At 67.3% G+C, this 24187-nt stretch carries 28 protein-coding genes; 15 read left to right on the top strand and 13 right to left on the bottom strand.

Annotated elements, in window-relative coordinates:
• Positions 1–23: 23 nt before the first annotated feature.
• The gene (gene putP / locus BEI_RS05030; protein ID WP_097788488.1) at positions 24–1502 is read left to right on the top strand and encodes a sodium/proline symporter PutP; all 1479 of its coding nucleotides are present in this window, start codon (positions 24–26) and stop codon (positions 1500–1502) included.
• 68 nt (positions 1503–1570) lie between these two features.
• Here the strand turns inward: putP and BEI_RS05025 are convergent, their stop codons facing one another.
• Positions 1571–1855 carry a hypothetical protein gene (locus BEI_RS05025; RefSeq protein WP_097788487.1) on the bottom strand — a complete coding sequence of 95 codons (285 nt, stop codon included), beginning with the start codon at positions 1853–1855 and terminating at the stop codon, positions 1571–1573.
• Positions 1856–2128: 273 nt separating this feature from the next.
• Here BEI_RS05025 and BEI_RS05020 point away from each other — a divergent pair, with 273 nt between their 5' ends.
• Positions 2129–2743, top strand: coding sequence for an OmpW/AlkL family protein (locus BEI_RS05020; protein ID WP_097788486.1), 615 nt, complete (start codon positions 2129–2131; stop codon positions 2741–2743).
• A 173-nt stretch (positions 2744–2916) separates the two neighbouring features.
• The gene (locus tag BEI_RS05015) at positions 2917–3555 is read left to right on the top strand and encodes an OmpW/AlkL family protein (RefSeq protein WP_097788485.1); all 639 of its coding nucleotides are present in this window, start codon (positions 2917–2919) and stop codon (positions 3553–3555) included.
• Between the two features lie 63 nt (positions 3556–3618).
• Here BEI_RS05015 and BEI_RS05010 read toward each other — a convergent pair whose 3' ends face one another.
• The 5 genes from BEI_RS05010 to BEI_RS04990 form a co-directional block, all read right to left on the bottom strand.
• The gene (locus BEI_RS05010) at positions 3619–4119 is read right to left on the bottom strand and encodes a gamma-glutamylcyclotransferase family protein (RefSeq protein ID WP_097788484.1); all 501 of its coding nucleotides are present in this window, start codon (positions 4117–4119) and stop codon (positions 3619–3621) included.
• A 224-nt stretch (positions 4120–4343) separates the two neighbouring features.
• Positions 4344–4676 (bottom strand): YqcC family protein, encoded by a 333-nt coding sequence (locus BEI_RS05005; RefSeq protein ID WP_097788483.1) that lies wholly within the window; start codon positions 4674–4676, stop codon positions 4344–4346.
• A gap of 66 nt (positions 4677–4742) precedes the next feature.
• Complete coding sequence (locus tag BEI_RS05000) at positions 4743–5498, bottom strand: amino acid ABC transporter ATP-binding protein (RefSeq protein ID WP_097788482.1); 756 nt, start codon at positions 5496–5498, stop codon at positions 4743–4745.
• Positions 5495–6169, bottom strand: a complete 675-nt coding sequence (locus tag BEI_RS04995; protein WP_097788481.1) for an amino acid ABC transporter permease — start codon at positions 6167–6169, stop codon at positions 5495–5497. Before BEI_RS04995 ends, BEI_RS05000 begins: the two co-directional genes overlap by 4 nt.
• Positions 6170–6187: 18 nt before the next feature.
• Positions 6188–6946: an amino acid ABC transporter substrate-binding protein gene (locus BEI_RS04990; RefSeq protein WP_097788480.1), complete on the bottom strand. Its 759-nt coding sequence runs from the start codon at positions 6944–6946 to the stop codon at positions 6188–6190.
• Between the two features lie 329 nt (positions 6947–7275).
• Between BEI_RS04990 and BEI_RS04985 the strand changes: the two genes are divergently transcribed.
• The 4 genes from BEI_RS04985 to BEI_RS04970 all read left to right on the top strand — a co-directional run bounded on the left by BEI_RS04985 (position 7276) and on the right by BEI_RS04970 (position 10223).
• The gene (locus BEI_RS04985; protein WP_097788479.1) at positions 7276–8319 is read left to right on the top strand and encodes a DUF3549 family protein; all 1044 of its coding nucleotides are present in this window, start codon (positions 7276–7278) and stop codon (positions 8317–8319) included.
• A gap of 4 nt (positions 8320–8323) precedes the next feature.
• Entirely contained in the window at positions 8324–8761 is a 438-nt protein-coding gene (locus BEI_RS04980; protein WP_097788478.1) for an ATP-dependent zinc protease family protein, read from the top strand.
• Between the two features lie 27 nt (positions 8762–8788).
• Positions 8789–9697, top strand: coding sequence for a 30S ribosomal protein S6--L-glutamate ligase (rimK, locus tag BEI_RS04975; protein ID WP_097788477.1), 909 nt, complete (start codon positions 8789–8791; stop codon positions 9695–9697).
• A gap of 79 nt (positions 9698–9776) precedes the next feature.
• Positions 9777–10223: a DUF2383 domain-containing protein gene (locus tag BEI_RS04970; RefSeq protein WP_097788476.1), complete on the top strand. Its 447-nt coding sequence runs from the start codon at positions 9777–9779 to the stop codon at positions 10221–10223.
• Here the strand turns inward: BEI_RS04970 and BEI_RS04965 are convergent.
• The 7 genes from BEI_RS04965 to BEI_RS04935 all read right to left on the bottom strand — a co-directional run bounded on the left by BEI_RS04965 (position 10144) and on the right by BEI_RS04935 (position 17007).
• Positions 10144–10857 (bottom strand): SanA/YdcF family protein, encoded by a 714-nt coding sequence (locus tag BEI_RS04965; RefSeq protein ID WP_097791001.1) that lies wholly within the window; start codon positions 10855–10857, stop codon positions 10144–10146. The two genes, BEI_RS04970 and BEI_RS04965, sit on opposite strands and share 80 nt — an antisense overlap.
• A 56-nt stretch (positions 10858–10913) precedes the next feature.
• Positions 10914–11486: a putative Fe-S cluster assembly protein SufT gene (gene sufT, locus BEI_RS04960; protein ID WP_097788475.1), complete on the bottom strand. Its 573-nt coding sequence runs from the start codon at positions 11484–11486 to the stop codon at positions 10914–10916.
• Between the two features lie 8 nt (positions 11487–11494).
• On the bottom strand, positions 11495–12736 hold the full coding sequence (locus tag BEI_RS04955) for an aminotransferase class V-fold PLP-dependent enzyme (protein WP_097788474.1): 1242 nt from the start codon (positions 12734–12736) through the stop codon (positions 11495–11497).
• 4 nt (positions 12737–12740) lie between these two features.
• Positions 12741–14090 carry a Fe-S cluster assembly protein SufD gene (gene sufD / locus BEI_RS04950; RefSeq protein ID WP_097788473.1) on the bottom strand — a complete coding sequence of 450 codons (1350 nt, stop codon included), beginning with the start codon at positions 14088–14090 and terminating at the stop codon, positions 12741–12743.
• Positions 14087–14839 (bottom strand): Fe-S cluster assembly ATPase SufC, encoded by a 753-nt coding sequence (gene sufC, locus BEI_RS04945; protein ID WP_097788472.1) that lies wholly within the window; start codon positions 14837–14839, stop codon positions 14087–14089. Before sufC ends, sufD begins: the two co-directional genes overlap by 4 nt.
• A 193-nt stretch (positions 14840–15032) precedes the next feature.
• Positions 15033–16475, bottom strand: a complete 1443-nt coding sequence (gene sufB, locus BEI_RS04940; protein ID WP_097788471.1) for a Fe-S cluster assembly protein SufB — start codon at positions 16473–16475, stop codon at positions 15033–15035.
• A gap of 70 nt (positions 16476–16545) precedes the next feature.
• Positions 16546–17007: an SUF system Fe-S cluster assembly regulator gene (locus BEI_RS04935; RefSeq protein WP_097788470.1), complete on the bottom strand. Its 462-nt coding sequence runs from the start codon at positions 17005–17007 to the stop codon at positions 16546–16548.
• Positions 17008–17399: 392 nt separating this feature from the next.
• On the opposite strand from BEI_RS04935, the gene BEI_RS04930 reads away from it, so the two are divergent.
• From BEI_RS04930 to BEI_RS04900, 8 genes are all read left to right on the top strand, one after another.
• Positions 17400–18065, top strand: a complete 666-nt coding sequence (locus tag BEI_RS04930) for an ABC transporter permease (protein ID WP_097788469.1) — start codon at positions 17400–17402, stop codon at positions 18063–18065.
• Positions 18066–18102: 37 nt separating this feature from the next.
• Positions 18103–19263 carry an ABC transporter ATP-binding protein gene (locus BEI_RS04925; RefSeq protein WP_097788468.1) on the top strand — a complete coding sequence of 387 codons (1161 nt, stop codon included), beginning with the start codon at positions 18103–18105 and terminating at the stop codon, positions 19261–19263.
• 4 nt (positions 19264–19267) lie between these two features.
• Complete coding sequence (locus BEI_RS04920; RefSeq protein ID WP_097788467.1) at positions 19268–19999, top strand: ABC transporter permease; 732 nt, start codon at positions 19268–19270, stop codon at positions 19997–19999.
• Positions 20000–20072: 73 nt separating this feature from the next.
• Positions 20073–20954, top strand: coding sequence for a glycine betaine ABC transporter substrate-binding protein (locus BEI_RS04915; protein WP_097788466.1), 882 nt, complete (start codon positions 20073–20075; stop codon positions 20952–20954).
• Positions 20955–21033: 79 nt separating this feature from the next.
• On the top strand, positions 21034–22344 hold the full coding sequence (locus BEI_RS04910) for an MmgE/PrpD family protein (protein ID WP_097788465.1): 1311 nt from the start codon (positions 21034–21036) through the stop codon (positions 22342–22344).
• A gap of 101 nt (positions 22345–22445) precedes the next feature.
• Positions 22446–22574 (top strand): hypothetical protein, encoded by a 129-nt coding sequence (locus tag BEI_RS19385; protein ID WP_265331683.1) that lies wholly within the window; start codon positions 22446–22448, stop codon positions 22572–22574.
• 53 nt (positions 22575–22627) lie between these two features.
• Positions 22628–23470 carry a nitrilase-related carbon-nitrogen hydrolase gene (locus tag BEI_RS04905; RefSeq protein ID WP_097788464.1) on the top strand — a complete coding sequence of 281 codons (843 nt, stop codon included), beginning with the start codon at positions 22628–22630 and terminating at the stop codon, positions 23468–23470.
• A 105-nt stretch (positions 23471–23575) separates the two neighbouring features.
• On the top strand, positions 23576–24088 hold the full coding sequence (locus tag BEI_RS04900) for a gluconokinase (protein ID WP_097788463.1): 513 nt from the start codon (positions 23576–23578) through the stop codon (positions 24086–24088).
• Positions 24089–24187 lie beyond the last annotated feature (99 nt).

Genomic DNA, 24187 nt, shown 5'->3' with positions numbered 1-24187 from the left:
CAACAAACTGAAGGAAGCCCCTCATGGTCGACAATAATGCCACCATCGGCTTTACGTTCGCGCTCTACCTGGTGGTGATGCTGGCCATCGGCATCATCGCCTACAAGCGCACCACGAATCTCTCCGACTACATCCTGGGGGGCCGCTCGCTCGGCCCCTGGACCTCGGCGATCTCCGCCGGGGCCTCGGACATGTCCGGCTGGCTGCTGCTCGGGCTGCCGGGCGCGGCCTACGTCAGCGGCCTGTCCGCCGGCTGGATCGCCGTGGGCCTGCTGATCGGTACCTGGCTCAACTGGCTGATCGTGGCAAGGCGGCTGCGCGTCTACAGCTACCAGTCCGGTGACGCCCTGACACTGCCGGAGTTCTTCGCCAACCGCTTCCGCGACAACAGCCAGTTGCTGCGGGTGATCTCGGCGATCTTCATCCTGCTGTTCTTCATGTTCTACACCAGCTCCGGCCTGGTGGCGGGCGCCAAGCTGTTCGAGACCGTCTTCGGCTTCGACTACACCATGGCACTGACCATCGGTACCCTGGCGATCATCTCCTACACCTTCTTCGGGGGCTTCCTGGCGGTGTCCTGGACGGACCTCATCCAGGGCCTGATGATGGCCGCGGCCCTGCTGATCGTGCCGGTGATCGCCTTCACCGAGCTGGGCGGCGTCGGCGGCAGCAGCAGCCAGATCCTGGCCGAGAACCCGGACATGCTGAAGTGGTTCACCGACGCCTCCACCGGCGAGGCCCTCACCGTCATGGGCATCGTCAGCTCCATGGCCTGGGGCCTGGGCTACTTCGGCCAGCCGCATATCCTGGCGCGCTTCGCCGCCATCCGCAGCGAGAATGACATCCCCACCGCGCGGCGCATCGCCGTGTCCTGGTCCGGCCTCTGCCTGGTCTGCGCCATGGCCGTGGGCATCCTGGGCACCGTCTACATGAACCGCGACCTGGGCGACGGCGAGACCATCTTCATGGTCATGGTCAACGCCATTTTCCACCCGGTGATCGCCGGCGTGCTGCTGGCCGCCATCCTCGCCGCCGTGATGTCCACCGCCGACTCCCAGTTGCTGGTGTCCTCCTCGGCGCTGACCGACGACTTCTACAAGGCCATCTTCCGCAAGGACGCCACCCAGTCCGAGCTGGTGTGGGTCGGCCGCTTCGCCGTGGTCGGCATCGCCATTCTCGCCTACCTGCTGGCCATGAACCCCGGTTCCACCGTGCTGGGCCTGGTGTCCTACGCCTGGGCCGGCTTCGGTGCGGCCTTCGGCCCGGCCCTGGTGATGTCGCTGTTCTGGCGCCGCATGAACACCTGGGGCGCCCTGGCCGGCATCGTGGTCGGCGGCGTCACCGTCGTGGCCTGGGCCCAGGTCTCCGGCGGCATCTTCGATCTCTACGAGATCGTCCCCGGTGTGGTCTTCGCCTACATCGCCATCGTGGCGGTGAGCCTGGCCACCGAGGCGCCCAAGGACGAGATCACCGCCGAGTTCGACAGCCTCGAGCAGGCCTGATCGCACCGCGACCAGTGTTTCATGAGAGAAGCCGCCTTCGGGCGGCTTTTCGCGTTCTCGAGGCCCGCTCAACCGAGGAGGCGGCGCAGCACCAGCAGCAGCGCGAAGCCCCACAGGGCGGCCCGGCTCCATGGCGTCGCCGTCAGCCGCCACAGCGCTCCCTCCCCCCGCCCCATGGCCACGGGCCGGAAGAAGGCCGCGCCCAGGGCCCACACGCCCAGCCCCACCAGGGCCGTCCGCCATGGCCACGCCATCTCCCGCACCAATTCAGGCTGCCATAGCACCCAGACGGCCAGGCCCGCCGCGACCAGCAGCGAGACCAGGGGGTCGTACCGCCGTTCCTCGATCACCATCGAAGCCTCCCCGGGCCGCATCCCTATCGTCAGTGAAGACGAGATCCGGCCGATCGGCGAGCGGGACGCGGGGTGGAAAATACTTGTACAAATCCTGTAACTCAGGCTAGATTTTGAAGGCAAGCCCCATGGAAAACCCGCATCCATCCCTATCCTGGCCATAGGAAAATTTTACAAGACATTTAGAAACACTGTTTTCTATACTCATTGACGCGATCGCACGGACGCCGAATGGTTCGGCGCCGGCATCCGGATGTCACAGGGAGGCTTCCCATGAAGACCATGCATCTGATCACCGCCACCGCCTTCGCCGCCGCCGGCCTCGTCGCCGCCCAGTCCGCCTATGCCTACCAGGCCGGGGATATCTACGTCCGAGGCGGCATCGCCAAGACCGAGGTCACCGACGACAACGGCACCCTCGATGTGGCGGGCGAGCTCGATATCTCCGACGAGAGTCATCTCGCCTATGCCCTGGGCTACCTGTTCCACGACAAGTGGGGCATGGAGCTCAGTGGTGCTGAGCCCGTCGAACACCAGCTGAACACCGGCAACCTGGGAGACATCGGTGGTGTCGACCGGATGCCGGTCAACCTGATGGTCAACTACTATCCGCTGGGCGGTACCGGGGCGAAGGTGCAGCCCTATGTCGGCGCCGGACTGAACTACACCCGGTTCTCCGACGAAGAGCTCGACGGCCTGGACGTCGATGAGTCCTGGGGCGCGGTCGGCCAGGTGGGCGTGGACCTGGCGATCACCGACTACCTGCTGGCAGGCGCCTTCGCACGTTATGCCGACGTGGACGCCGACGTGTCGGTCGGCGGCACCGACATCGGTGAAGCGGAAGTGGACCCGATGACGGTCGGCGGGGTCCTGACCTTCCGCTTCTGACGCGATTTCCTTCCAGACCGGACGCCGGGCCCAGCGCCCGGCGTCTTTTTGTTGATCCCCATCAAGCCGGCCACGGCCGGCGATTGCGCTGCGTCAAGTTTCGACCGCAAGGCCTTGCGTAGACTCGTCTCCACACTTCCGGCGCCACCGCCCGATCCACGAGGAGACCCATCATGCGCAAGCCCATCCTGCCCACCCTGCTGATCACCGGCCTCGGCGCCGCCAGCCTGGTCGCCAGTACCCAGGCCCTGGCCTATGGCGCCGGCGACTTCTTCACCCGCGTCGGCGTGGCCAAGGTGGAGCCCAAGAGCGACAACGGTACCGTGGACACCGCCCTCGGCGAGTTCGATGTAGACGTCCAGGACGATAGCGCCTTCGCCTTTACCCTGGGCTATCGCTTCACCGACAAGCTGGGCGTGGAGCTGCTGGCCGCCGAGCCCTTCGACCACGACATCGAGCTCGACGGCGCGAACATCGCCGCCACCGACCATCTGCCGCCGACCCTGACCCTGCAGTTCTATCCCTTCGGCGGCACCGATGCCCGGATCCAGCCCTATGCCGGGGTGGGCGTCAACTACACCCGCTTCTCCGACGAGGAGCTGGACGTATCGGGCGTGGATCTGGAGCTGGAGGATTCCTGGGGGGTGGCCGGCCAGCTGGGCGTGGACCTGCTGATCGACGACCACTGGGCGCTGAACGCCGCCGCCTGGTACCTGGATATCGATACCGACGCCAAGGTCGGCGGGGTCGATGCCGGCACCGTGGAGATCGATCCGATGGTGGTGATGGCCGGCGTGAGCTTCCGCTACTGAGCGACGCCCTCTACTGCGACGAGGCCCGCCGAATGGCGGGCCTCGCTCGTTACCGGGCACCGGTCAACGCGGCGAGTGGCGGGACAGCCCGAGCGCCGCCAGGGAGGCGTCGTCCAGGCCATGGACCGCCTCCACCTCGGCCAGGCGAGCATGGTAGGCGGGCATCCTGAACCGCTCGCCGGCCAGCAGGTGATCGAGGTATTCCCGCGCCGGCCGGAGCGCCTCGGCGGTGGTCCCCGGCGCGGCGATGTAGACCCAGGCCTCGATGGCCCCGTGCTCGGTATGGATCGGCAGGCGATGGCGATCGTAGTCGTGGGGATAGCCCTCGAAGGGGTCCATGCACTCGATCTGCTCGGGGGCGAGCAGCTCGAAGAGCGCCCCCTCCACCCGCTTGCCCGGGGCGGGCCCCACATTGGCGTGACTGATGCCGGCCACCCGGGACGCCTTGTCGAAGCGCAGGGTATGGTCGGCCAGGATCCCGGGCAGGGCGCGCCGGGTGACCCCGATGCGCGCCTCGACCCGGGCCGGGTTCATGTTGCTGCCGTAGGCGAAGTAGTAGGGCATGGGCGTCTCAGAGGGTGGTTACAAATGTTACGAGCGACGGCCAGGCAAGGCGAAATCAGCCGACAAACTGCAGGGACAGCCGATTTGGGCAGCTTCGCTGCTCGCAGAGCGAGCGATATGGATATCGCGAGTCCAAAAGCGGAGTTTACGAGCTTGTAAATGCGCATTTTGAGGCTGATTTTCAAACGCAGCATGGCCTAGCGGAGTAGTGTGTAAGCACCCTCTCAGTTTTCGGTGACCAGCCGGTCAATATGCTCGACCACCTTGCACATCAAGACCCGTTCGCTGGTGCGGGCGCCCTCCTGGATCAGGTAGGCGTCGACGGCGGGGGCCACGTCGCAGGTCGCCGGCATGGGAGCACGAGCTTCCACCAGCGCTTCGAGCCGGGCGATGAACACGAAGCGCAACCACTGGGGCAGCGCCATGGTGTCGATGCAGAACGGCTGGGTGCTGTCGAAGGCTTCCGGCTCGGGGCGTTCCATGCGCCACATGTCGGCGGCCTTCATGGTGGACTCGAGCTCCCTCAGCGCCTGCTCGAGTTCCTCGTGAACGGTCATGGGATGTCCCTCCGGTCTGACTGTCCCTTCATTATCCCGCGCGTGCCCCGCCCCTTCCACCCCCGATCAGGTGGAGACGGCGGGTTGAGCGGCCAGTACCTTGCGTAGGAAGTCCCGGGTGCGTGGATCCCGGGGAGCATTGAACAACTGGGAGGGCGGCCCCTGCTCGACGATGCGCCCGCCCTCCATGAACACCACCCGGTCCGCCACGTCACGGGCGAAGCCCATCTCGTGGGTCACCACCAGCATGGTCTGACGTTCCGCGGCGAGCCGCTTCATCAGCGCCAGCACCTCCTCGACCCACTCCGGGTCCAGCGAGGAGGTCGGCTCGTCGAACAGGATCACCTCGGCCTGGGCCGCCATGGCCCGACCGATGCCGACCCGCTGCTGCTGGCCGCCGGAGAGCGATGCCGGATAGGCATCGGCCTTGTCGGCCAGGCCGATGCGCTCGAGGATCTCCCGGGCCCGGGCGTGAGCCTTGGCCTTGGGCCAGCGGTTGACCACGATCAGCCCCTCGGCGATGTTCTCCAGCGCCGTCTTGTTGGCGAAGAGCGCATAGTTCTGGAACACGAAGGCGGTGCGCCGCCGCGCCGCCAGGATGTCGGCCTTGGTGGCGCGGGTGACATCGACGTCCAGGTCGCCGAGGGTCAGCCGACCGGCGTCGGGCCGCTCCAGGAAGTTCAGGCAGCGCAGCAGGGTCGACTTGCCGGTGCCCGAGGGGCCGATCACCACGATGATCTCGCCCTGCTCGATCTCGAGATCGATGCCGTCGAGCACGGTGGTGTCGCCGAAGCGCTTGACGAGATTGGCTACCTTGATCATCTGCGATACGCCTCGTTGAGCCGCCACTCCAGCCGCCGCTGGCACCAGGCCAGCAGCTCGACGATCCCCCAGTAGATCACCGCCACGGTGATGAAGGCCTCGAAGTACAGGAAACTGCCGGCGGCCTCCTTCTGGGTCGCGCCCATCAGCTCGGTGACCCCCAGGGTGAACGCCAGGGAGGTAGCCTTGATCATGTCGATGAAGTAGTTCATCAGGGTCGGCACGGCCACCCGTGTCGCCTGGGGGAGCACGATGCGGCGCATCAGCTGGCCGTTGGTCATGCCGATCGACAGCGCCGCCTCGGTCTGGCTGCGATCCACGCCGACGATGGCGGCGCGGATCGACTCCGCCATGTAGGCGGCGAAGTGCAGGGTCAGCCCCATGATGGTGGCGGTGATGCCGTCGATCTGGGTGAGGAAGGCCAGGACCTGGGGCAAGCCGTAGTAGAAGAGGAACAGCTGAACCAGCAGCGGCGTGCCGCGGAAGAAGGAGATGAACAGCAGGGTCGCGCCGTTCAGCCCCGGAATCCCCAGCACCCGGATCACCGCCAGGCCACAGGCCAGCACCAGGGCCAGCACCATCCCGGCCGCCGCCATGGCCAGCGTCAACGGCAGGTAGCTGAGCAGGATGGGCACCAGCCCCAGCATGTAGTCGAAATCGAGAACGCTCATGTCGGGCGTCTCAGCTCCTCAGGGACGAGTGATGTCGGTACCGAACCAGCGCTGGGAGATCTCGGCCAGGGTGCCGTCCTCGCGCAGGGCGGCCAGGGCCGCATCCACCTCGTCGCGCAGGGCGCGATCGGCCTCGGTGTCCCGGAACGGCAGGGCATTGCGAATCTCGGAGAAGGGCTGGCCGGCGAGCTGCAGGGGCAGGGGCTTCTCCTGGATCACCTGGCTGGCGCTGACCCGGTCCATCACGAAGGCATCCACGCGGCCCAGGGCGGTGTCCTGCTCGATGTTGCTCTCGTAGGTGCGGATGTCGATCTCGTCGGCATAGGGCAGCTCGCGCAGCAGCTGCTCGTAGTTGGACCCCAGGTTGACGGCCACGGTCTTGCCGCGCAGGTCCTCGACGCCCTCGATGGTCTCGTTGCCTGCCTTGACCACCACCTGAGCCCCGTCATAGACGTAGGGCTGGGTGAAGACGTACTTCGCCTGGCGCTCCTCGGTGATGGTGATCTGGTTGGCGATGGTGTCGATGCGGCCGGACTCCAGCATGCCGAAGAGCCCGGAGAAGTTGGCGGTCACGAACTCCACCTCGGCGCCCATCTCCTCGGCCACCGCCTCCATGACGTCGACCTCGAACCCCTTGAGGGTATCCTGCTCGACGAAGGTGAAGGGGAAGTAGCCGCCGGACATGCCGACCTTGATGGTGTCTTCCTGGGCCGAGGCGCCGCCGGCGAAGGCGATGGCGCCGGCGGACAGCATCGTCAGGGCGAGGGAACGTAGCATGAGGGTGCCTCCAGTGGCTGAAAAGAGTGACATGGAATAACCAACACTTCGTGTTATTCCATTTTTACACATACCCTAGGAAAAATCCCGGGGCACGACCAATAGCCGTCAATTATGCCTGCTATAGTCGCCGTGCGCAGGATGTTCATTCACAGCAAGGCTGAACGTCCCTGTGGATAACCCCTGGAAACCTCGTCCGAGGCCGCTGGCCATGGGCGCCGACGAGGATTGATCAGGAATTGATCAACCGTCTCTCCCCGAGGCCCTTGCCGGGCTGACAGGATGCGGGGGGCGCGGTAGAGTGCACGGTCCGAGACAGGGGAGACAGCATGCAGCCGATCCACAGCCTTCATGATTTCTTCGTGCGCACCGGGGCCGAGCTCAGGCTCTACCACCTCGGGCGCCGCGTCGAGCCCTGCGACCTCGCCACCCTGGCGGCGCTGGAGCACGATGCCCAGCCCTGGCCACAGCCCTGGCAGGGCACGGCCCGGCTGGCCATGGTATTTCGCATCGGCGAGCTGACGGACCCGCTGATCTGGTTCCTGGCCCTGCCGCTGGACGAGCAGGGCCGTCTGGATCCGGCGCCCCGCGACGCCTTCCTGCAGCGCCTGCTGGAGACCCTGGGCCGCAACGTCCAGGGCCTGGGGCGGGAAGACGGCGAGGCGGTCGACAACCTGATGAAGGACAACCCCCTGGCGTTCACTCCCGCCCTGCCCTTCCAGGCGGTCCTCCATGCCCGGGCGAACCGCGACCTGGGCCTGCCGGCGAGCCAGCACCTGGAACCGGCGGAAGCCTACCTGGAGGGGCAGCAGGAACTGGACTGGCGGGCCCTCGGGTTGCAGGGCCTGGCCGACTTCGCGGTGCGCATGGACGTCGCCCAGGCGGCACGCCTGGCCGAGCGCCTGCCGTCGCTGCCCGACGAGGTGCTGGCCTCGCTGTGTTACTGTCTGGAACACGTCGCGGTGCCCGGCGTGCTGGCCGAGGCGTTGCGGGCTCGCGGCGAGGCGGCCGCCAGGGCCGGCGACGTCGAGGGCTTCTGCGCCTGCGTGCGGGCCGTGGCCGGTGCGGAGCCCGATCTCGCCGGCGACTGGTTCGACGCCCTGCTGGCCGACCCGGACGCCTGCGGCCCGGACCTGCTGGCGGCGATGGCGGCGCGCGGCTGGCGCCACCTGGAGCACGGCGAGCGGCTGCCTCACTTCCTGACTCGGCTGGCCGAGTCGCCCCAGGCGGACTTCACCGCGGTGGCTCGGGACCTGGCCCTGATCCCGCGGCTGCGCCTGCCGGTACTGATGACGCTGCGCGAGGCGGCCCCGGATTCCGCGATCGGGTGTCGGCTGGCCGGACTGTCACGTCGAGGGTCCCACGAGGAGTGATGAGATGAGGGAGATGCCCTACCAACCCAAGGCGGTGATCGGGCGCCGGGAGATGGTGGCCCTGCCGGAACTCGGCCTGATCCTGTGCGCCAAGGCCGACACCGGGGCGCGCACCTCGGCGCTGCACGCCGAGGACATCGAGTCCTTCGAGGAGGACGGCCACCTCTGGGTGAGCTTCACCACCCGGAGCGGGGGGCCGTCCAGCCCGGCCCATGTGTATCGCCTGCACCTCCACGACCGACGACGGGTCACCAGCTCCAACGGCCAGGCCGAATGGCGCTACGTGATCCGCACCCCCATGCGGCTGGGCGAGCTGGAGTTCCCGGTGGAGCTGACGCTCGCCGACCGTCGCAACATGCGTCATCCCATGCTGCTCGGACGCCGCGCCCTGCGCCGGCTCCTGGTGGCGCCCGGCGCCGGCTTCCTGCACGGCGAACCCTGACCCCCGGCCCACGGCAACGGAGGCCTCATGCATATCGCGCTGCTCTCACGCAATCGCAAGCTCTATTCCACCCGCCGGCTGCTCGAGGCCGCCGAGCAACGGGGGCACACCGCGCGGGTGGTCGATACCCTACGCTGCTACATGAGCATCGCCTCGCACCATCCCTCGATCCACTACAAGGGTGAGGAGCTGGAGCCCTTCGATGCGGTCATCCCGCGCATCGGCGCCTCCATCACCTTCTATGGCTGCGCCGTGCTGCGCCAGTTCGAGATGATGGGCACCCAGGTGCTCAACGACAGCGTGGGCATCACCCGCTCCCGGGACAAGCTGCGCTCCCTGCAGCTGCTGTCCCGCAAGGGCATCGGCCTGCCGGTCACCGGCTTCGCCCACTCCCCGGACGACATCCCCGACCTGATCACCATGGTCCGCGGCGCCCCCCTGGTCATCAAGCTGCTGGAAGGCACCCAGGGCAACGGCGTGGTGCTGGCCGAGACCAACCAGGCCGCGGAGTCGGTGATCCAGGCCTTCATGGGCATGAAGGCGAACATCATGGTCCAGGAGTACATCAAGGAGGCCAGGGGCGCGGATATCCGCTGCCTGGTGATCGGCGACAAGGTGGTCGCCTCCATGAAGCGCCAGGCCGTCGAGGGCGAGTTCCGTTCCAACCTGCATCGCGGCGGCAGTGCCAGCGTGATCCGCATCACCCCGGAGGAGCGCTCCACGGCGATCCGCGCCGCCAAGGCCATGGGGCTGAAGGTGGCCGGGGTCGACCTGCTGCGTTCCAACCATGGGCCGGTGATCATGGAGGTCAACTCCTCCCCCGGCCTGCAGGGCATCGAGACCGCCACCGGCAAGGACATCGCCGGCCTGATCATCGAACACCTGGAGAAGAGCTCGACGCCCCGACGCAAGGTGCCGCCCAAGCCTAAAGGCTAACGCAATTATTTGCCCGGTGGGGGTGGCAAAAGACCGGCGACACCCCCACAATCTGCGTCACCGGAGGAGGTGACCGCCCATGTTTCTCGACAATCGCCAGGTGGCGATGGACAGCGTCCTCGAGGCGCTGGCCGACAGCATCGACTACTTTCAGGACAACCACGAACGCCTGAAACCGACCCTGCGCAAGGCCCTGCAGCCTTACTTCGAAGCGCGGGCGGCGTCGATGCGCGAGTTGCAGGAACTGGCCCGCAAGCACCTGGATCTCCTCCCCCGCGACGCCGACGTCGAGCGCGACGACTACATGTGGCTGTGGAGCCGGCTGAAGAGCTTCGTCGGCGACGACAGCCAGGTGCTGATCAACGAACTCCTGGAGCAGGAACGGGTGCTGATGCAGGCCCTGTCGACCCTGTTCACCCATCCCCTGCCCGAGCCCATCGAGCCGGTCATCGAGGACTGCTGGAAGAACTGTCGCGCGTTGATTCGCGAGCTGTACCGCCAACAGAAGAAGCACCAGCGGCGTTGACGGCTTCCGGCAGGATCTCAAGCGGCTCCTGCGGCCCCAGGAAATGGGGCTCGCGCCCCCACAGGTAGAGATCCCCCAGGGTCGCCACCCGCGCGACCCATTCCCGTGCCCGCAGCCACAGGGTCCCTTCCGACGGCCGTTCGGGCGCCGCGCAGCCGCGGGTCTCCAGGCCCAGCGCCCGGGCGATGAACAGCGCCCGGGGCAGGTGCCAGGACTGGGTGATCAGCAGGGCCTCGTCCACCTCGAAGACGTCCCGTGCCCGTGCCAGGGTATCGAAGGTGCTGAAGCCGGCGTAGTCCAGGGTCATGGCGGCGTCCGGCACCTGACGCCCGCGCAGGTCCCGCCACATGGTCACCGGTTCGTTGTAGTAGCGGGTGCTGTTGTCGCCCGAGAGCAGCAGGTGCGCCACCCGACCTTCCAGGAGCAGCCAGGCCGCGGCCTGCATGCGTCCCTCGAAGTGCGGGTTGCGAGTCCCGCGGCGGGTCCAGTGGGAGGTACCGAAGACGATCCCCACCCGTTCGGGACGACACGTCTCGAGGCGATGATCGATGCGGCCGCGGGTCTCGGCGAGGACCCAGACATTGCCGCCCACGAACAGCAGCGTCGCCAGGAGCGCGAGCGCTCCCAGCGACATCAGCATCCACCTGGCGGCTTGCCACAGCGTCCTGGTCAATCGACCTCCCCGCCCACCTAGAACATTCCGAGCTCGAGCTTCGCCTCGTCGGTCATCATCTCGCGGCTCCAGGGCGGGTCGAAGACGATCTCGGTGTGGACCTGGCTGATCTGGGGGGCCCCGAGGATCTTGTTGCGGGCATCGGCGGCGATGACGTCCCCCATGCCACAGCCCGGGGCGGTCAGCGTCATGCGGATGGTGACGATGCGCTCGCCGGTGATCAGCCGCTCGATGCGACAACCATAGACCAGCCCCAGGTCGACGATGTTGACCGGGATCTCGGGGTCGAAGCAGGTCCGCAGCTGATCCCAGACGAACCGCTCGATCTCCTCCTCGGAGGCGTCCTCGGGCAGGGTCGGCCGGGGCAGGGCCTCGAGGCCCAGGGCATCGAGATTGCGGCCCTCGATGAGGTAGAGCCGTCCCTCGTGGCCCACGCTCACCGAGCTGCCCTTGGCCTGCATGACGCTGACCTCGCTGTCCTCTGCCAGCGTCACCGTCTTGCCGAAGGGAATGGAGATGGCCTCGACGTCGCGCTGCAGGGGCAGGGTCTGCCCCTTGTGCAGGGTCGCCAATGGATCCTTGTCGCTCATGAGACTCCTTATCGCAGCATGCCCACGACGCGCTCGAGGCCCTCGACGAAGACATCGACTTCCTCGGGGGTGTTGTAGGCGGCGAAGGAGGCGCGGCAGGTGGCGTCCACCCCGAACGAGGACAGCAGCGGCTGGGCGCAGTGGTGCCCGGTACGGATCGCCACGCCGAGCTGATCGATCAGCAGCCCGATGTCCTGGGCGTGGGCACCGTCGACCACGAAGGACAGCACGCCGGCCTTGTCCGGCGCGGTGCCCAGGATACGCAGGCCATCGATGCCGGCCACGCCTTCGGTGGCGTGCTGGAGGAGCCGCGACTCCCAGGCGGTGATCAGCTCCAGGCCGATCTCGCCCACCCACTGCAGTGCCCGGCCCAGGGCAATGACCTCGGCGATGGCCGGGGTGCCCGCCTCGAACTTGTGGGGGATGTCGGCGAAGGTGGTGGGCGTCTCGAAGGACACCATCTTGATCATCTCGCCGCCGCCCTGCCAGGGCGGCATGGCCTCGAGCAGCTCGGCGCGGCCATAGAGCACCCCGACGCCGGTGGGCCCGTAGACCTTGTGGCCGGAGAAGGCGTAGAAGTCGGCGCCGATCTCACGGACGTCGATCGACTGATGCGGGGCCGCCTGGGCGCCGTCGACCAGGATCAGGGCGCCGTGTTCGTGGGCCACCCGGGCCATCTCGGCCACGGGGTTGATGGTCCCGAAGGCGTTGGAGACGTGATTGACCGCCACCAGCCGCGTGCGCTCGGAGATCAGGTCGCGATAGGCCGCCTGGTCCAGGACGCCGCGCTCGTCCACCGGGATCACCTTGAGAGTGAAGCCCAGCTCGCCGGCCAGCAGCTGCCAGGGCACGATGTTGGAGTGGTGCTCCATGCGCGAGATCAGGACCTCGTCGCCGGGCCCCAGGTTCGCGCGCCCCCAGCTGTTGGCCACCAGGTTGATGGCCTCGGTGGTGCCGCGGGTGAAGACGATCTCCCGGGTCTCGGCGGCATTGAGGAAGGACCGCACCGTCTCCCGGGTCCCCTCGAAGGCCGCGGTGGCTTCGTCGGCCAGGGTGTGCAGCCCGCGATGGATATTGGCGTTGTAGCGGCCATAGTAGTCGTCGAAGACCTCGATCACCTGGCGCGGCGTCTGGCTGGTGGCCGCATTGTCGAGGTAGACCAGCGGCTTGCCATGGACCTCCCGATCGAGGATCGGGAAGTCGCGACGGACCCGGACCACGTCCAGCAGCAGATCGCTGAAATCGGCCATGGGCTTATTCCTCGTTGAGGGCCGCGGCGGTCTCCACCAGCCCGGCCAGGTTGAAGCGCTCCGGCAGCTTGCCGGCCACGGCGAGCTCCACGCGTTCGGCCACGGCGTCGAGGTCGACCAGCTCCATCGCCGCGCCGGCGAAGGCCAGGGTCAGCAGGCCACGGGCGGTCTGCTCGTCGATGCCCCGGGTGCGCAGGGCGTAGACCGCCTCCTCGTCGAGCTGGCCGGTGGTGGCGCCATGGGCGCACTTGACGTCGTCGGCGTAGATCTCGAGCTCCGGCTTGGTGTCGACCTCGGCGCGGTCGGAGAGCAGCAGGTTGGCGTTGCTCTGCTCGGACTCGATCTTCTGGCTGTCGCGCTTCACCACCACCCGGCCGTTGAAGACGCCATGGGCACGATCGTCGAGGATGCCCTTGTAGTTCTCGCTGGACCGGGTATGGGGGGCGTTGTGGTTGACCAGGGTATGGTTATCCACGTGCTGGCGGCCCTGGCCGTAGAAGAGGCCATGGAAGGCGGCCTCGGCGCCCTCGCCGTTGAGGTCGCTGATCAGGTCGGTGCGCACCAGGCCGCCGCCCAGGTTCAGGTTGAAGGAGGTATAGCGGCTGTCGCGGGCCTGCTCGACGTGAATGCTGGCCACGTGGCGATCCCGGAGCGGGGCTTCCTGCAGCTTGTAATGGGTCAGGATGGCGCCACGGTCGAGGATGACCTCCTCCACCAGGTTGGTGAAGTTGGCGGCCTCGCCCTCGCCCACGTGGTGCTCGATCAGGGTGGCTTCGCTTCGGCCACCGGCCTCGACCAGGATGCGCGGGTGGCTCATCACCTCCCGCTCGCCGGACCGGGACAGGAACTGCAGCACGATGGGCTTCTCCACCACGGTGCGTGGCGCCAGCCGGACCACGGCCCCCTCCTCCATGAAGGCGGTGTTGAGGGCGGCGAAAGGCGAGAACTCGACGCCGGTCAGCCGGCCGAGCGGGCCGCCCACGGCTTCGTGGTTGTCCTCCAGCGCCTGGGACAGCGGCAGCACCTGCACGCCGGCCGGCAGGTCGCCGAGATCCGACAGGGCGGGGGCGTAGACGCCATCGACGAAGGTCAGCCGATGGGCCTCCAGCGGCAGGGTCAGGGCCGCCGCGGTGGCCGGGGAGAAGTCGGCGTCGTCGGCCAGCACGAAGTCGCCGGAGGCGATGTCGCGCACGTCGGTGTACTTCCATTCCTCGATGCGCCGGTGCGGGAAGCCGAGCGCCTCGAAGCGGGCGGCGCCGGCCTGGCGCCGGGCGGCGATCCAGGTCGGCTCGGGGCCGCGGGCGGCCGCGGCCTCGGCCAGGCGGTCGAGGAAGCGCTGCACGTCTTCGTTCATGCCGCGGAGCCCTCCAGGAGCCAGTCGTAGCCACGATCTTCGAGTTCGCGGGCCAGGTCGGCGTCACCGCTCTTGACGATGCGGCCGTCGACCAGGACGTGCACACGGTCCGGCACGATGTAGTCGAGCAAGCGCTGGTAGTGGGTCACCAGCAGGATGCCGCGGTCCTCGGCGCGCAGGGAGTTGACGCCCTTGGCGACCACCTTCATGGCGTCGATGTCGAGGCCGGAATCGATCTCGTCGAGCATCGCCAGCTTCGGCTGGAGCACCAGCATCTGCAGGATCTCGTTGCGCTTCTTCTCGCCGCCGGAGAAGCCCTCGTTGACGGCACGCTGCAGGAAGCTGGCGTCCATCTTCATGAAGGCGATCTTCTCCTTGATCAGCTTCATGAACTCCGGGGCCGGGATCTCGCCCAGGCCTTCGGCCTCGCGCTTGGCGTTGAGCGCCGCCTTGAGCAGGTAGATGTTCTTCACCCCGGGAATCTCCACCGGGTACTGGAAGCCCAGCAGCAGGCCCTTGCGCGCCCGCTCCTCGATCTCCATCTCGAGGACGTCCTGGCCCTCGAAGGTGATCGAGCCCTGGGTCACCTCGTAGCCGTCCTTGCCGGCGATCACCGCCGACAGGGTCGACTTGCCGGCCCCGTTGGGACCCATGATGGCGTGCACCTCGCCGGCGCCGATGGTCAGGTTGAGGCCCTTGAGGATCTCGGAACCCTCGACCGTGACGTGCAGATCCTTGACTTCGAGCATCTTGATTACCCTTGATTCGTGATGAGCCGCCGCCGCGACTCCTTGAAAGTTGTGACCTTTTCGCGAATCCGGAGAAACGCGCGAGCGGCGCCTGAACAAGGCGGAAGCAGGTGAGAGAAGCGGAGTTTACGACCGTAAATGAGCATTCTCGATCCTGCTTCCAACGCCGTGCAGGCGTCGCGCAGCCGTTTCCTCAACCAACGGCGCCTTCGAGGGTGACATTCAGCAGAGCCTCGGCCTCCACGGCGAACTCCATCGGCAGCTCCTGGAAGACGTCCTTGCAGAAGCCGTTGACGATCATGTTCACCGCGTCCTCCTCGGAGATGCCGCGGCTCTGGCAGTAGAACAGCTGGTCCTCGCCGATCTTGGAGGTGGTGGCCTCGTGCTCCACCGTGGCCGAGCTGTTGCGGATCTCCTGGTAGGGGAAGGTGTGGGCCCCGCAGGTGTCGCCGATCAGCAGCGAGTCGCACTGGGTGTAGTTGCGGGCGTTGCGCGCCCGGGGGCCCACCTTGACCAGGCCGCGGTAGGACTGGTCGGAGCGGCCGGCGGAGATGCCCTTGGAGACGATGGTGGAGCGCGAGCCCTCGCCGATATGGATCATCTTGGTGCCGGTGTCGGCCTGCTGGCGGCCGTTGGTCACCGCCACCGAGTAGAACTCGCCCACGCTGTCCTTCCCGCGCAGCATGCAGGACGGGTACTTCCAGGTGATGGCCGAGCCGGTCTCCACCTGGGTCCAGCTGATGTGGGAGCGGTCGCCGCGGCAGTCGCCACGCTTGGTGACGAAGTTGTAGATGCCGCCGCGGCCTTCCTCGTCGCCCGGATACCAGTTCTGCACCGTGGAGTACTTGATGGAGGCATCCTCCAGGGCCACCAGCTCGACCACCGCCGCGTGCAGCTGGTTCTCGTCGCGCTGGGGCGCGGTGCAGCCCTCCAGGTAGGACACCTGGGCGCGGCTTTCGCAGACGATCAGGGTGCGCTCGAACTGGCCGGTGTTGGCGGCGTTGATGCGGAAGTAGGTGGACAGCTCCATGGGGCAGGTCACCCCTTCCGGGACGAAGACGAAGGAGCCGTCGGTGAAGACCGCGGAGTTGAGCGCCGCGAAGTAGTTGTCGCCCTGGGGCACCACGCTGCCCAGGTACTGCTTGACCAGTTCCGGATAGTCGCGGATCGCCTCGGAGATGGAACAGAAGATCACCCCGGCCTCGTGGAGCTTCTCCTTGAAGGTGGTGGTCACCGAGACGGAGTCGAAGACCGCGTCCACCGCCACCCCGGCCAGCGCCGCCCGCTCGTGCAGCGGGATGCCCAGCTTCTCGTAGGTCTCCAGCAGCTTGGGGTCCACCTCGTCGAGGCTCTGGGGCTTGTCCTCGTCACGCTTGGGCGCGCTGTAGTAGGAGATCGCCTGGTAGTCGATCGGCGGGTAGTCCAGGTGCGCCCAGGAGGGCGGCGTCATCTTCAGCCACTGGTGGTAGGCCTTGAGACGCCACTCCAGCATCCACTCGGGCTCGCCCTTCTTCTTCGAGATGAAGGCGATGGTGCTCTCGTCCAGACCCGGCGGTACCGTATCGCTCTCGATGTCGGTCACGAACCCTTCCTTGTATTCGCGACGGACAAGCTGTTCCATTTCCTGACTTGCCATGATGTGTCCCCCTCCCGGGCTGGTTGGGTCGGCGAGCGGCGCTCGCCTCGGGTGGTGAATCCGCGGGTGATCAGGCCTCGGCGGCCAGGCTCACGCTCTGAATGGGCAGCTGCACCGGCAGCTTGATCGGGGTGGTGTCGGCCAGGTGGGCCAGGGTCACGCTGTCCAGCAGGGCGCGCACCGCCAGCGACACCCGCTGCCAGTTGTCGGAGACCCCGCAGGTGGCCACCAGGTCGCAGTCGCCCTCCGCCTGGCTGCACTCGGTCATCGCCACCGGCCCCTCGATGGCCGAGATGATGTCGCTGGCGGTGATCTGCGACGCCGGCCGGGCCAGGGAGTAGCCCCCCTGGGCGCCACGCCGGGACTCCAGCAGGCCGGCACGCACCAGCATCTTCAGGGTCTTGCTGACCGTCGGATGCGGCAGCTGCACCGCCTCGGCGAGTTCGGCCGCGGCGTGCGGCTGCTCCGGATGGCGGGCGATCTGCGCCATCACCACCGCCGCGTAGTCGGTCAGTCTGGACAGCTTCAGCAAGGCGGGCCTCCCCGGGAACACCCCTGATGATCGATTGCGGACCATTTTAGTCCTGTATGCCGGCGATGTGAACCCTCTGCCTGTCGGTTTCAACGCCCGGGGAGCGGACTTCGCGACACGATCGCCGCCATTCACATACAAAATCCAATCATTCTCATTTGAGTCGACGATCCTCCCAACTCCCCGCCACCGCACATGTATCAGGGGCCTCAATTCGCCTCATTGCGCTTTCTCATGCTCGGAAAAACAAATAGATAGGAAGCTTTGGTAAGCTTGCGTCCGCTTCACGGGCCCCGCGCCCTTCATCACGCCCGCTGCCGAGCAGCTTGCCTCATCAACGCAAGCAAGCGGCTATGCTTTCTTCGGCATGGTACCTGCAAGGAGATAGGGATTTGGAACTCATTCAATATGCCCTCGACAACCTCGACCTGCTGCTCTCGCGAACGATCGAGCACATCGCCCTGGTCGGGGTCGCCGTGGGCATCGCCACCCTCACCGGCGTGCCCATCGGCATCGCCATCACCAAGAACGAACGCCTGGCCAAGGCCGTGCTCTACGTGGCGTCGATCATCGTCACCGTCCCGTCCATCGCCCTGTTCGGCATCATGATCCCGGTGCTCTCGCTGATCGGCCAGGGCATCGGCTACCTGCCGGCGGTGATCGCCGTGCTCCTCTACTCCCAGCTGCCGATCATCCGCAACACCTACACCGCCATCAACAACGTCGACCCCGCGCTTCGCGAGGCGGCCCGGGGGATCGGCATGAGCCAGAACCAGCGCCTGCGGATGGTCGAGATCCCGCTCGCCGTGCCGGTGATCATGGCCGGCGTGCGCACCGCCGTGGTGCTCAACATCGGCGTCATGGCCATCGCCGCCTACATCGGCGCCGGCGGCCTGGGCACCTTCATCAGTCGCGGCATCTCCCAGTCCGATCCCCGCCAGCTGATCCTCGGCGCCCTGGCGGTCAGCCTGCTGGCGATCCTCGTCGACTATTCGCTGCTGGCCCTGCAGAAACGCCTGACCCCCAAGGGCATGGAACGCGCCGCCTTCGCGGAATGATTCGCTCGCCTTCCCCATGACAAGAAAGGATTTCCGCATGATTCGACTCGACAACCTGACCAAGGTCTTCGACACCCCCAAGGGCGCGGTGACCGCCGCCGACCACATCACCATGGAGGTGCCCGCCGGCGAGATCTGCATCCTGCTCGGCCCCTCCGGCTGCGGCAAGACCACCACCCTGAAGATGATCAACCGCATCGTGCGCCCCACCTCGGGCAAGGTCTTCATCGACGGCGAGGACACCACCGACCTGGACACCCAGGAGCTGCGCCGCAACATCGGCTACGTGATCCAGCAGATCGGGCTCTTCCCCAACATGACCATCGAGGAGAACATCGCGGTGGTGCCCAAGCTGCTGGGCTGGGACAAGGCGAAATACAAGGAGCGCGCCCGGGAACTGATGCGCATGATCGCGCTGGAGCCGGACGCCTTCCTCAAGCGCTACCCCAGCGAGCTCTCCGGCGGCCAGCAGCAACGCATCGGCGTGGCCCGGGCGCTGGCCGCCGATCCGCCCGTGATGCTGATGGACGAGCCCTTCGGCGCCATCGACCCCATCAACCGCGCGGTCATCCAGGACGAGTTCCTCAAGATGCAGCAGGAACTCAAGAAGACCATCATGTTCGTCAGCCACGACATCGACGAGGCGATCAAGATGGGCGACCGCATCGCCATCTTCCGCGCCGGCCGGCTGGAGCAGTACTCCCGGCCCGACGAGCTGCTGGCCAACCCCAAGGACGACTTCGTCGAGTCCTTCCTCGGCGAGGACCGAGCGCTGAAGCGCCTCAACCTGGTCAAGGTGCGCGACGTGGTCTCCGACGAGATCGGCACGGTCTCCCCGGGGGACACCCTCGAGACCGCCCTGGCCAAGATCGACGACTTCGGCTACCAGAACTCCATCCTGGTGGTGAACGATCGACGCCAGCCGGTGGGCCTGATCACCCGCGCCCAGGCACGCACCACCAAGGGCTACTGCCGGGACCACTTCCAGAACGTGCCCGCCACGGTGTCCCTGGACGACGACCTGCGCAAGGTGGCCTCGCTGATGTTCTCCAACGACACCACATGGCTGCCCTGCGTGGACGAGTCAGGCCGGGTCTGCGGCCAGATCACCCAGCGCGCCATGACCCATCACCTGGGCTCGCGGTTCCGCCCCAGCGAGGAGGCCGCTTCCGCTCCCGACCTGGCCACCAAGGAGTAAGCCGATGCCGATTCAGAGCCTGAAAGGGGCCCTGCGCATTGCGCTGCTGGTCGCCATCTTCTTCGCCGGCGTATGGAGCCAGTCCAGCGGGGTCATCGAGGACTTCATCTTCTATCTCCCCGACGTGCAGTTCCTGGCCGTCCAGCACCTCTGGCTGACCGCCATCTCCGGCGGACTGGCGATCCTGGCGGCCATCCCGCTGGGTATCCTGTTGTCCCGGCCCAGCATGGCCCGCTTCGCCGAGTCGGCCATGCAGGTGCTCAACGTCGGCACCACCATCCCCACCCTGGCGGTGCTGGCGCTGTCCATGAGTTTCCTCGGCATCGGCACCGTCCCGGCGGTGTTCGGCCTGTTCGTGGCCACCCTGCTGCCGATCGCCCGCAACACCTACGCCGGCCTCAAGGGCGTGTCGCCGGCCTTGATGGAGGCCGCCGCCGGCATCGGCATGTCGCCGGCCCAGCGCCTGCTCAAGGTGGAGCTGCCCAATGCCCTCTACGTGATCTTCGCCGGCATCCGCACCGCGCTGACCATCAACGTGGGCACCGTGCCGCTGGCCTTCTTGATCGGCGCCGGCGGCCTCGGCGAGCTGATCTTCACCGGCATCGACCTCTACGATCCGGTGATGATGCTGGCCGGCGCCATTCCCACCGCCCTGCTGGCGATCGTGGTCGATGCCATCGTGGCCACGACCGCCTTCCTGGTGGTGCCCCGCGGGGTCAACCCGTCGCGGGCCTGATCCCTTCGATACCGACATTCACGGCCGCCCTTCCGGCGGCCCCGGTAACGCGGCAACAAGAGGAGAAGCACCCATGAAACGCTTGATGATGACCCTGTCCGGCCTGGCCCTAGCGGGCTCCCTGGCCACCGCCCAGGCCGACGAGATCGTGGTCGGCGGCAAGAACTTCACCGAGCAGCAGATACTCGCCAGCATGACCACCCAGTACCTCGAGGGCCTGGGCTACGACGTGGAAAGCCGGGCCGGCATGGGCTCCGCCGTGCTGCGCCAGGCCCAGGAGAACGGTCAGATCGACCTCTACTGGGAGTACACCGGCACCTCGCTGATCAACTACAACGACGTCACCGAGTCGCTGTCCCCGGAGGAGACCTACCAGCGGGTCAAGGAGCTGGACGCCGAGAAGGGCCTGGTGTGGCTGGAGCCCTCCGCCGCCAACAACACCTATGCCCTGGCCATGCGCGAGGAAAGCGTCGAGGAGACCGGCATCGACAGCCTCTCCAAGCTGGCCCAGGCGGTGAACGACGGCGAGGAGCTGAGCTTCGCCATGAACGCCGAGTTCTACGCCCGCGAGGACGGCTGGCGCCCGCTGCAGCAGGCCTATGACTTCCGCGTCGGCCGCGCCGACGTCAAGCGCATGGACTCCGGCCTGGTCTACCAGGCGCTGCGCGACGGCCAGGTCGACGTGGGCCTGGTGTTCGCCACCGACGGCCGCATCCCGGCCTTCGACTTCCAGGTCCTGGAGGACGACCAGAACTTCTTCCCGGCCTACGCCCTGACCCCGGTGGTGCGCGAGGAGACCCTGGAGGCCAACCCGGCGCTCGCCGAGCAGATGAACGCCCTGTCCGCGCTGCTCGACGACCAGACCATGGCCACCCTCAACGCCCGGGTGGACGTGGAGCGCGAGACCATCGAGGACGTGGCCCGCACCTTCCTGGAAGAGCAGGAACTGCTGTAACGCCATGCGTCGCATGCCCAACCCGAAGGCCGCCCCTGGGCGGCCTTCGCCGTTTCTCCCCTGCCCCTGAGCCCGAGACATGACCCCGTCCACCGCCACTCTCGACTGGATCCTCGACGCCGACCAGCTCCCCGATGCCGACCTGGTCGCACAGGCCAAGCGCTGCCTGCTCGACCTCGCCGGCGTCGCCGCGGGGGCCACCCGTACCGACCTGGCCGGCCATGCCCGCCGCTTCGCCATGTCCCAGCACGGCGGCGACCGGCCGCTGTTGTTCGCCGATGGCCGGGCCTCGCCCAGCGGCGTGGCCCTGCACGGCGCCTGGCTGATCGACGCCCTGGATGCCCATGACGGCCAGGTGCTGACCAAGGGACATGCCGGGGTCGCGCTGCTGCCCGGCCTGCTCGCCCTGCCCGAGGTGGAAGGCTTGTCCGGCCGCGACGTCCTCGGCTTGCTGACGCTGGGCTACGAGATCGCCACCCGAGCCGGCATCGCCCTGCATGCCGTCAGCCCGGACTATCATACCTCCGGCGCCTGGAACGCCCTGGGCGTGGCCGCCATGGCCGGTCGGCTGATGGGGCTCGACGCCGAGCGCCTGCACCATGCCCTGGGCATCGCCGAATTCTATGGGCCACGCAGCCAGATGATGCGCTGCATCGACCACCCCACCATGCTCAAGGACGGCTCCGGCTGGGGCGCCATGACCGGCGTCTCCGCGGCCCTGCTGGCTCGGGACGGCTTCACCGGGGCGCCGGCGCTGACCGTGACCGACCCCGTGGTCGACGAGATCTGGGCCGACCTCGGCCACCGCTGGTACCTGCACGAGCAGTACTTCAAGGCCTACCCGGTCTGCCGCTGGGCCCAGCCGGCGGTGGAGGCCGTGCTGTCGCTGCGCGAGGGCATCGGTGCCCCATGCGACGTCACCCGGATCGAGATCATCACCTTCCATGAAGCCAGGCGGCTGCATGTGATCCATCCCTCGAGCACCGAACAGGCCCAGTACAGCCTGCCCTGGTCGGTGGCCTCTGCCCTGGGGCGCGGCACCCTGGACGCCGAGGCCGTCACCCTCCTCGAGGCGCCGGACCTGCGGGACCTGGCCTCCCGGGTCGAGATCCACGAACGCGAGGCCTTCAACGCGCGCTTCCCCGCCGAACGCTGGGCCTCGGCGCGACTTCACCTGGCCGACGGCCGAGTGCTGGAGAGCGAACCCTGCGAGGCCCGCGGCAATCCCCACAACCCCCTGTCCGACGCCGAGCTCACGGCGAAGTACCGGGCCCTGGCCGAGCCGATTCTCGGCCCCCGCGCCGAGCGGCTGCGCGAGACGATCATGACCCTCGAGGATCGCCCGGCCGGGGACCTGCTAGCCTTGCTCCGCTCTCCCCGGTGCTCCTGATGACGGACGATGCGAGGGACGCGTTGCCTCCACCGCGTCTCTCGCATCGACGCCTGGCCAGGGCCTCGGTAGCATGTCGCAAACCCTGCGGAGACTGCCCGATGACGACGTCCTTCCTCCTGCTGATGGGAGCCTCGCTGATCGTGCTGGCGGCCCTTCACTGGCTGGTGTTTCGCCTGGTCAAGCGGGCCATGAGCCGCTCGGCGGGTGACGACCGAGCCGATCACTGACACGGCGGGCTCCCCTGCCTTTCCCCACGGCCCAGCCCCATTGAGAGCGTGATATGCACTACCAGGATGAACTCCATGTCGCCGCCGCCCAGGTCAACGCCGAGCTCGGCGCGGTCGACGCCAACCTCGAGCGCCACCTCGCGGTCATCCGCGAGGCCGCCCACCGCGGCGTCGAGCTGCTGGTCTTCCCCGAACTCTCGCTGACCGGCTACGGCCTCGGCGCCGACGTCATGCAGCTGGCCATGCCCGTCGAGGACCCGCGCCTCGCCCGCCTGGCCGAGGCCTCCGGCGCCATGCAGACCGTGGTCGGCTTCGTCGAGGAGGCCAGCCCCGGCGAGTACTACAACGCCCTGGCCATCCTCCAGCACGGCGAGATCGTCGCCGTCCACCGCAAGCTCAACCTGCCCACCTACGGCGGCCTCGAGGAAGGCAAGTGGTTCACCCACGGCAGCGAGCTGACCCTCGCCCAGGTGCGCCCGGGCTGGTCGGCCACCCAGCTGATCTGCGCCGACCTCTGGAACCCCGCCCTGGTCCATGCCGCCCTACTGCCCCGCCCCACGGTGCTCTGCGCGCCGATCAACTCCGCCTCGGGCATCGTCAGCGAGGACTTCTCCAACGAGCAGAACTGGCTGCTGAACGTGCGCTTCTACGCCATGACCTACGGCACCCCGGTGATCATGGCCAACCGCTACGGCCCGGAGGGGGCCAGCCATTTCTGGGGCGGCTCGCGCATCCTCGGCCCCCGCGGCGAGGTGCTCGCCGAGGCCGAGGATCGCGAGCAGCTGATCACCGCCACCCTGTCGCGCACCGCCATCGCCAGGGCGCGCTTCGAGCTGCCCACCCACCGCGATGCCGACACCCCGCTGATCCGCGAGCTGATGGCGGGCTATCGCTGATTCCCGGGCACCCTCTCCGGGTGCCTGGATTTCCCCTCCTTCTTTTGCAAAAAAATGCTAGAATCTTCGCCATCCATTTGGCGAAATAACCCAGAAGATTCTCGCATGAAGGATTCCCTCAACAGCATCCTGGTCATGGGCGTTTCCGGATCAGGAAAGTCTCATATCGGACGTCGCCTCGCCGAAACCGTCGGGGCGACCTTCATCGATGCCGATGACCACCATAGTCCGGAAAATATCGCCAAGATGGCTCGCGGGGAGCCCCTGAACGACGAGGATCGCGCCACCTGGCTGGCGACCCTGGCGGACCTCTACCGGGACTACCGCGCCCGGGGTCGGCCCCTGGTCATCGGCTGCTCGGCCTTGAGGCATCGCTACCGGGACATCTTGCGACGGGGCGCGCCGGACCTGGCGATCCTCTATCTGGCGGGCAGTCGCGACGTGCTGCTGGAGCGACTGGATACCCGGGGGGATCACTTCTTCGCCGGCGCCCATATGCTCGACAGCCAGCTCGCCACCCTGGAGCCCCCCGGGGATGACGAGGCCATCAGCATCGATATCCGCAAGTCTCCCCAGGAGATCATCGACGAATTCCTGGCACTCAACAGCGAAAAATAAGCCGCCGACCGCCGACAAATTGACACGAAAAAGGCGGCGCACATCCCCACGCTGTCGTCGCTAGCTTTCCCGAAAAAAAAGCCGTACTGAATCATCGAC

The organism is Halomonas beimenensis (genome assembly GCF_002549795.1).
GTDB lineage: Bacteria > Pseudomonadota > Gammaproteobacteria > Pseudomonadales > Halomonadaceae > Halomonas > Halomonas beimenensis.
The sequence above is the reverse complement of the archived record's forward strand: the minus strand, read 5'-3'. Positions and strand labels throughout refer to the sequence as shown.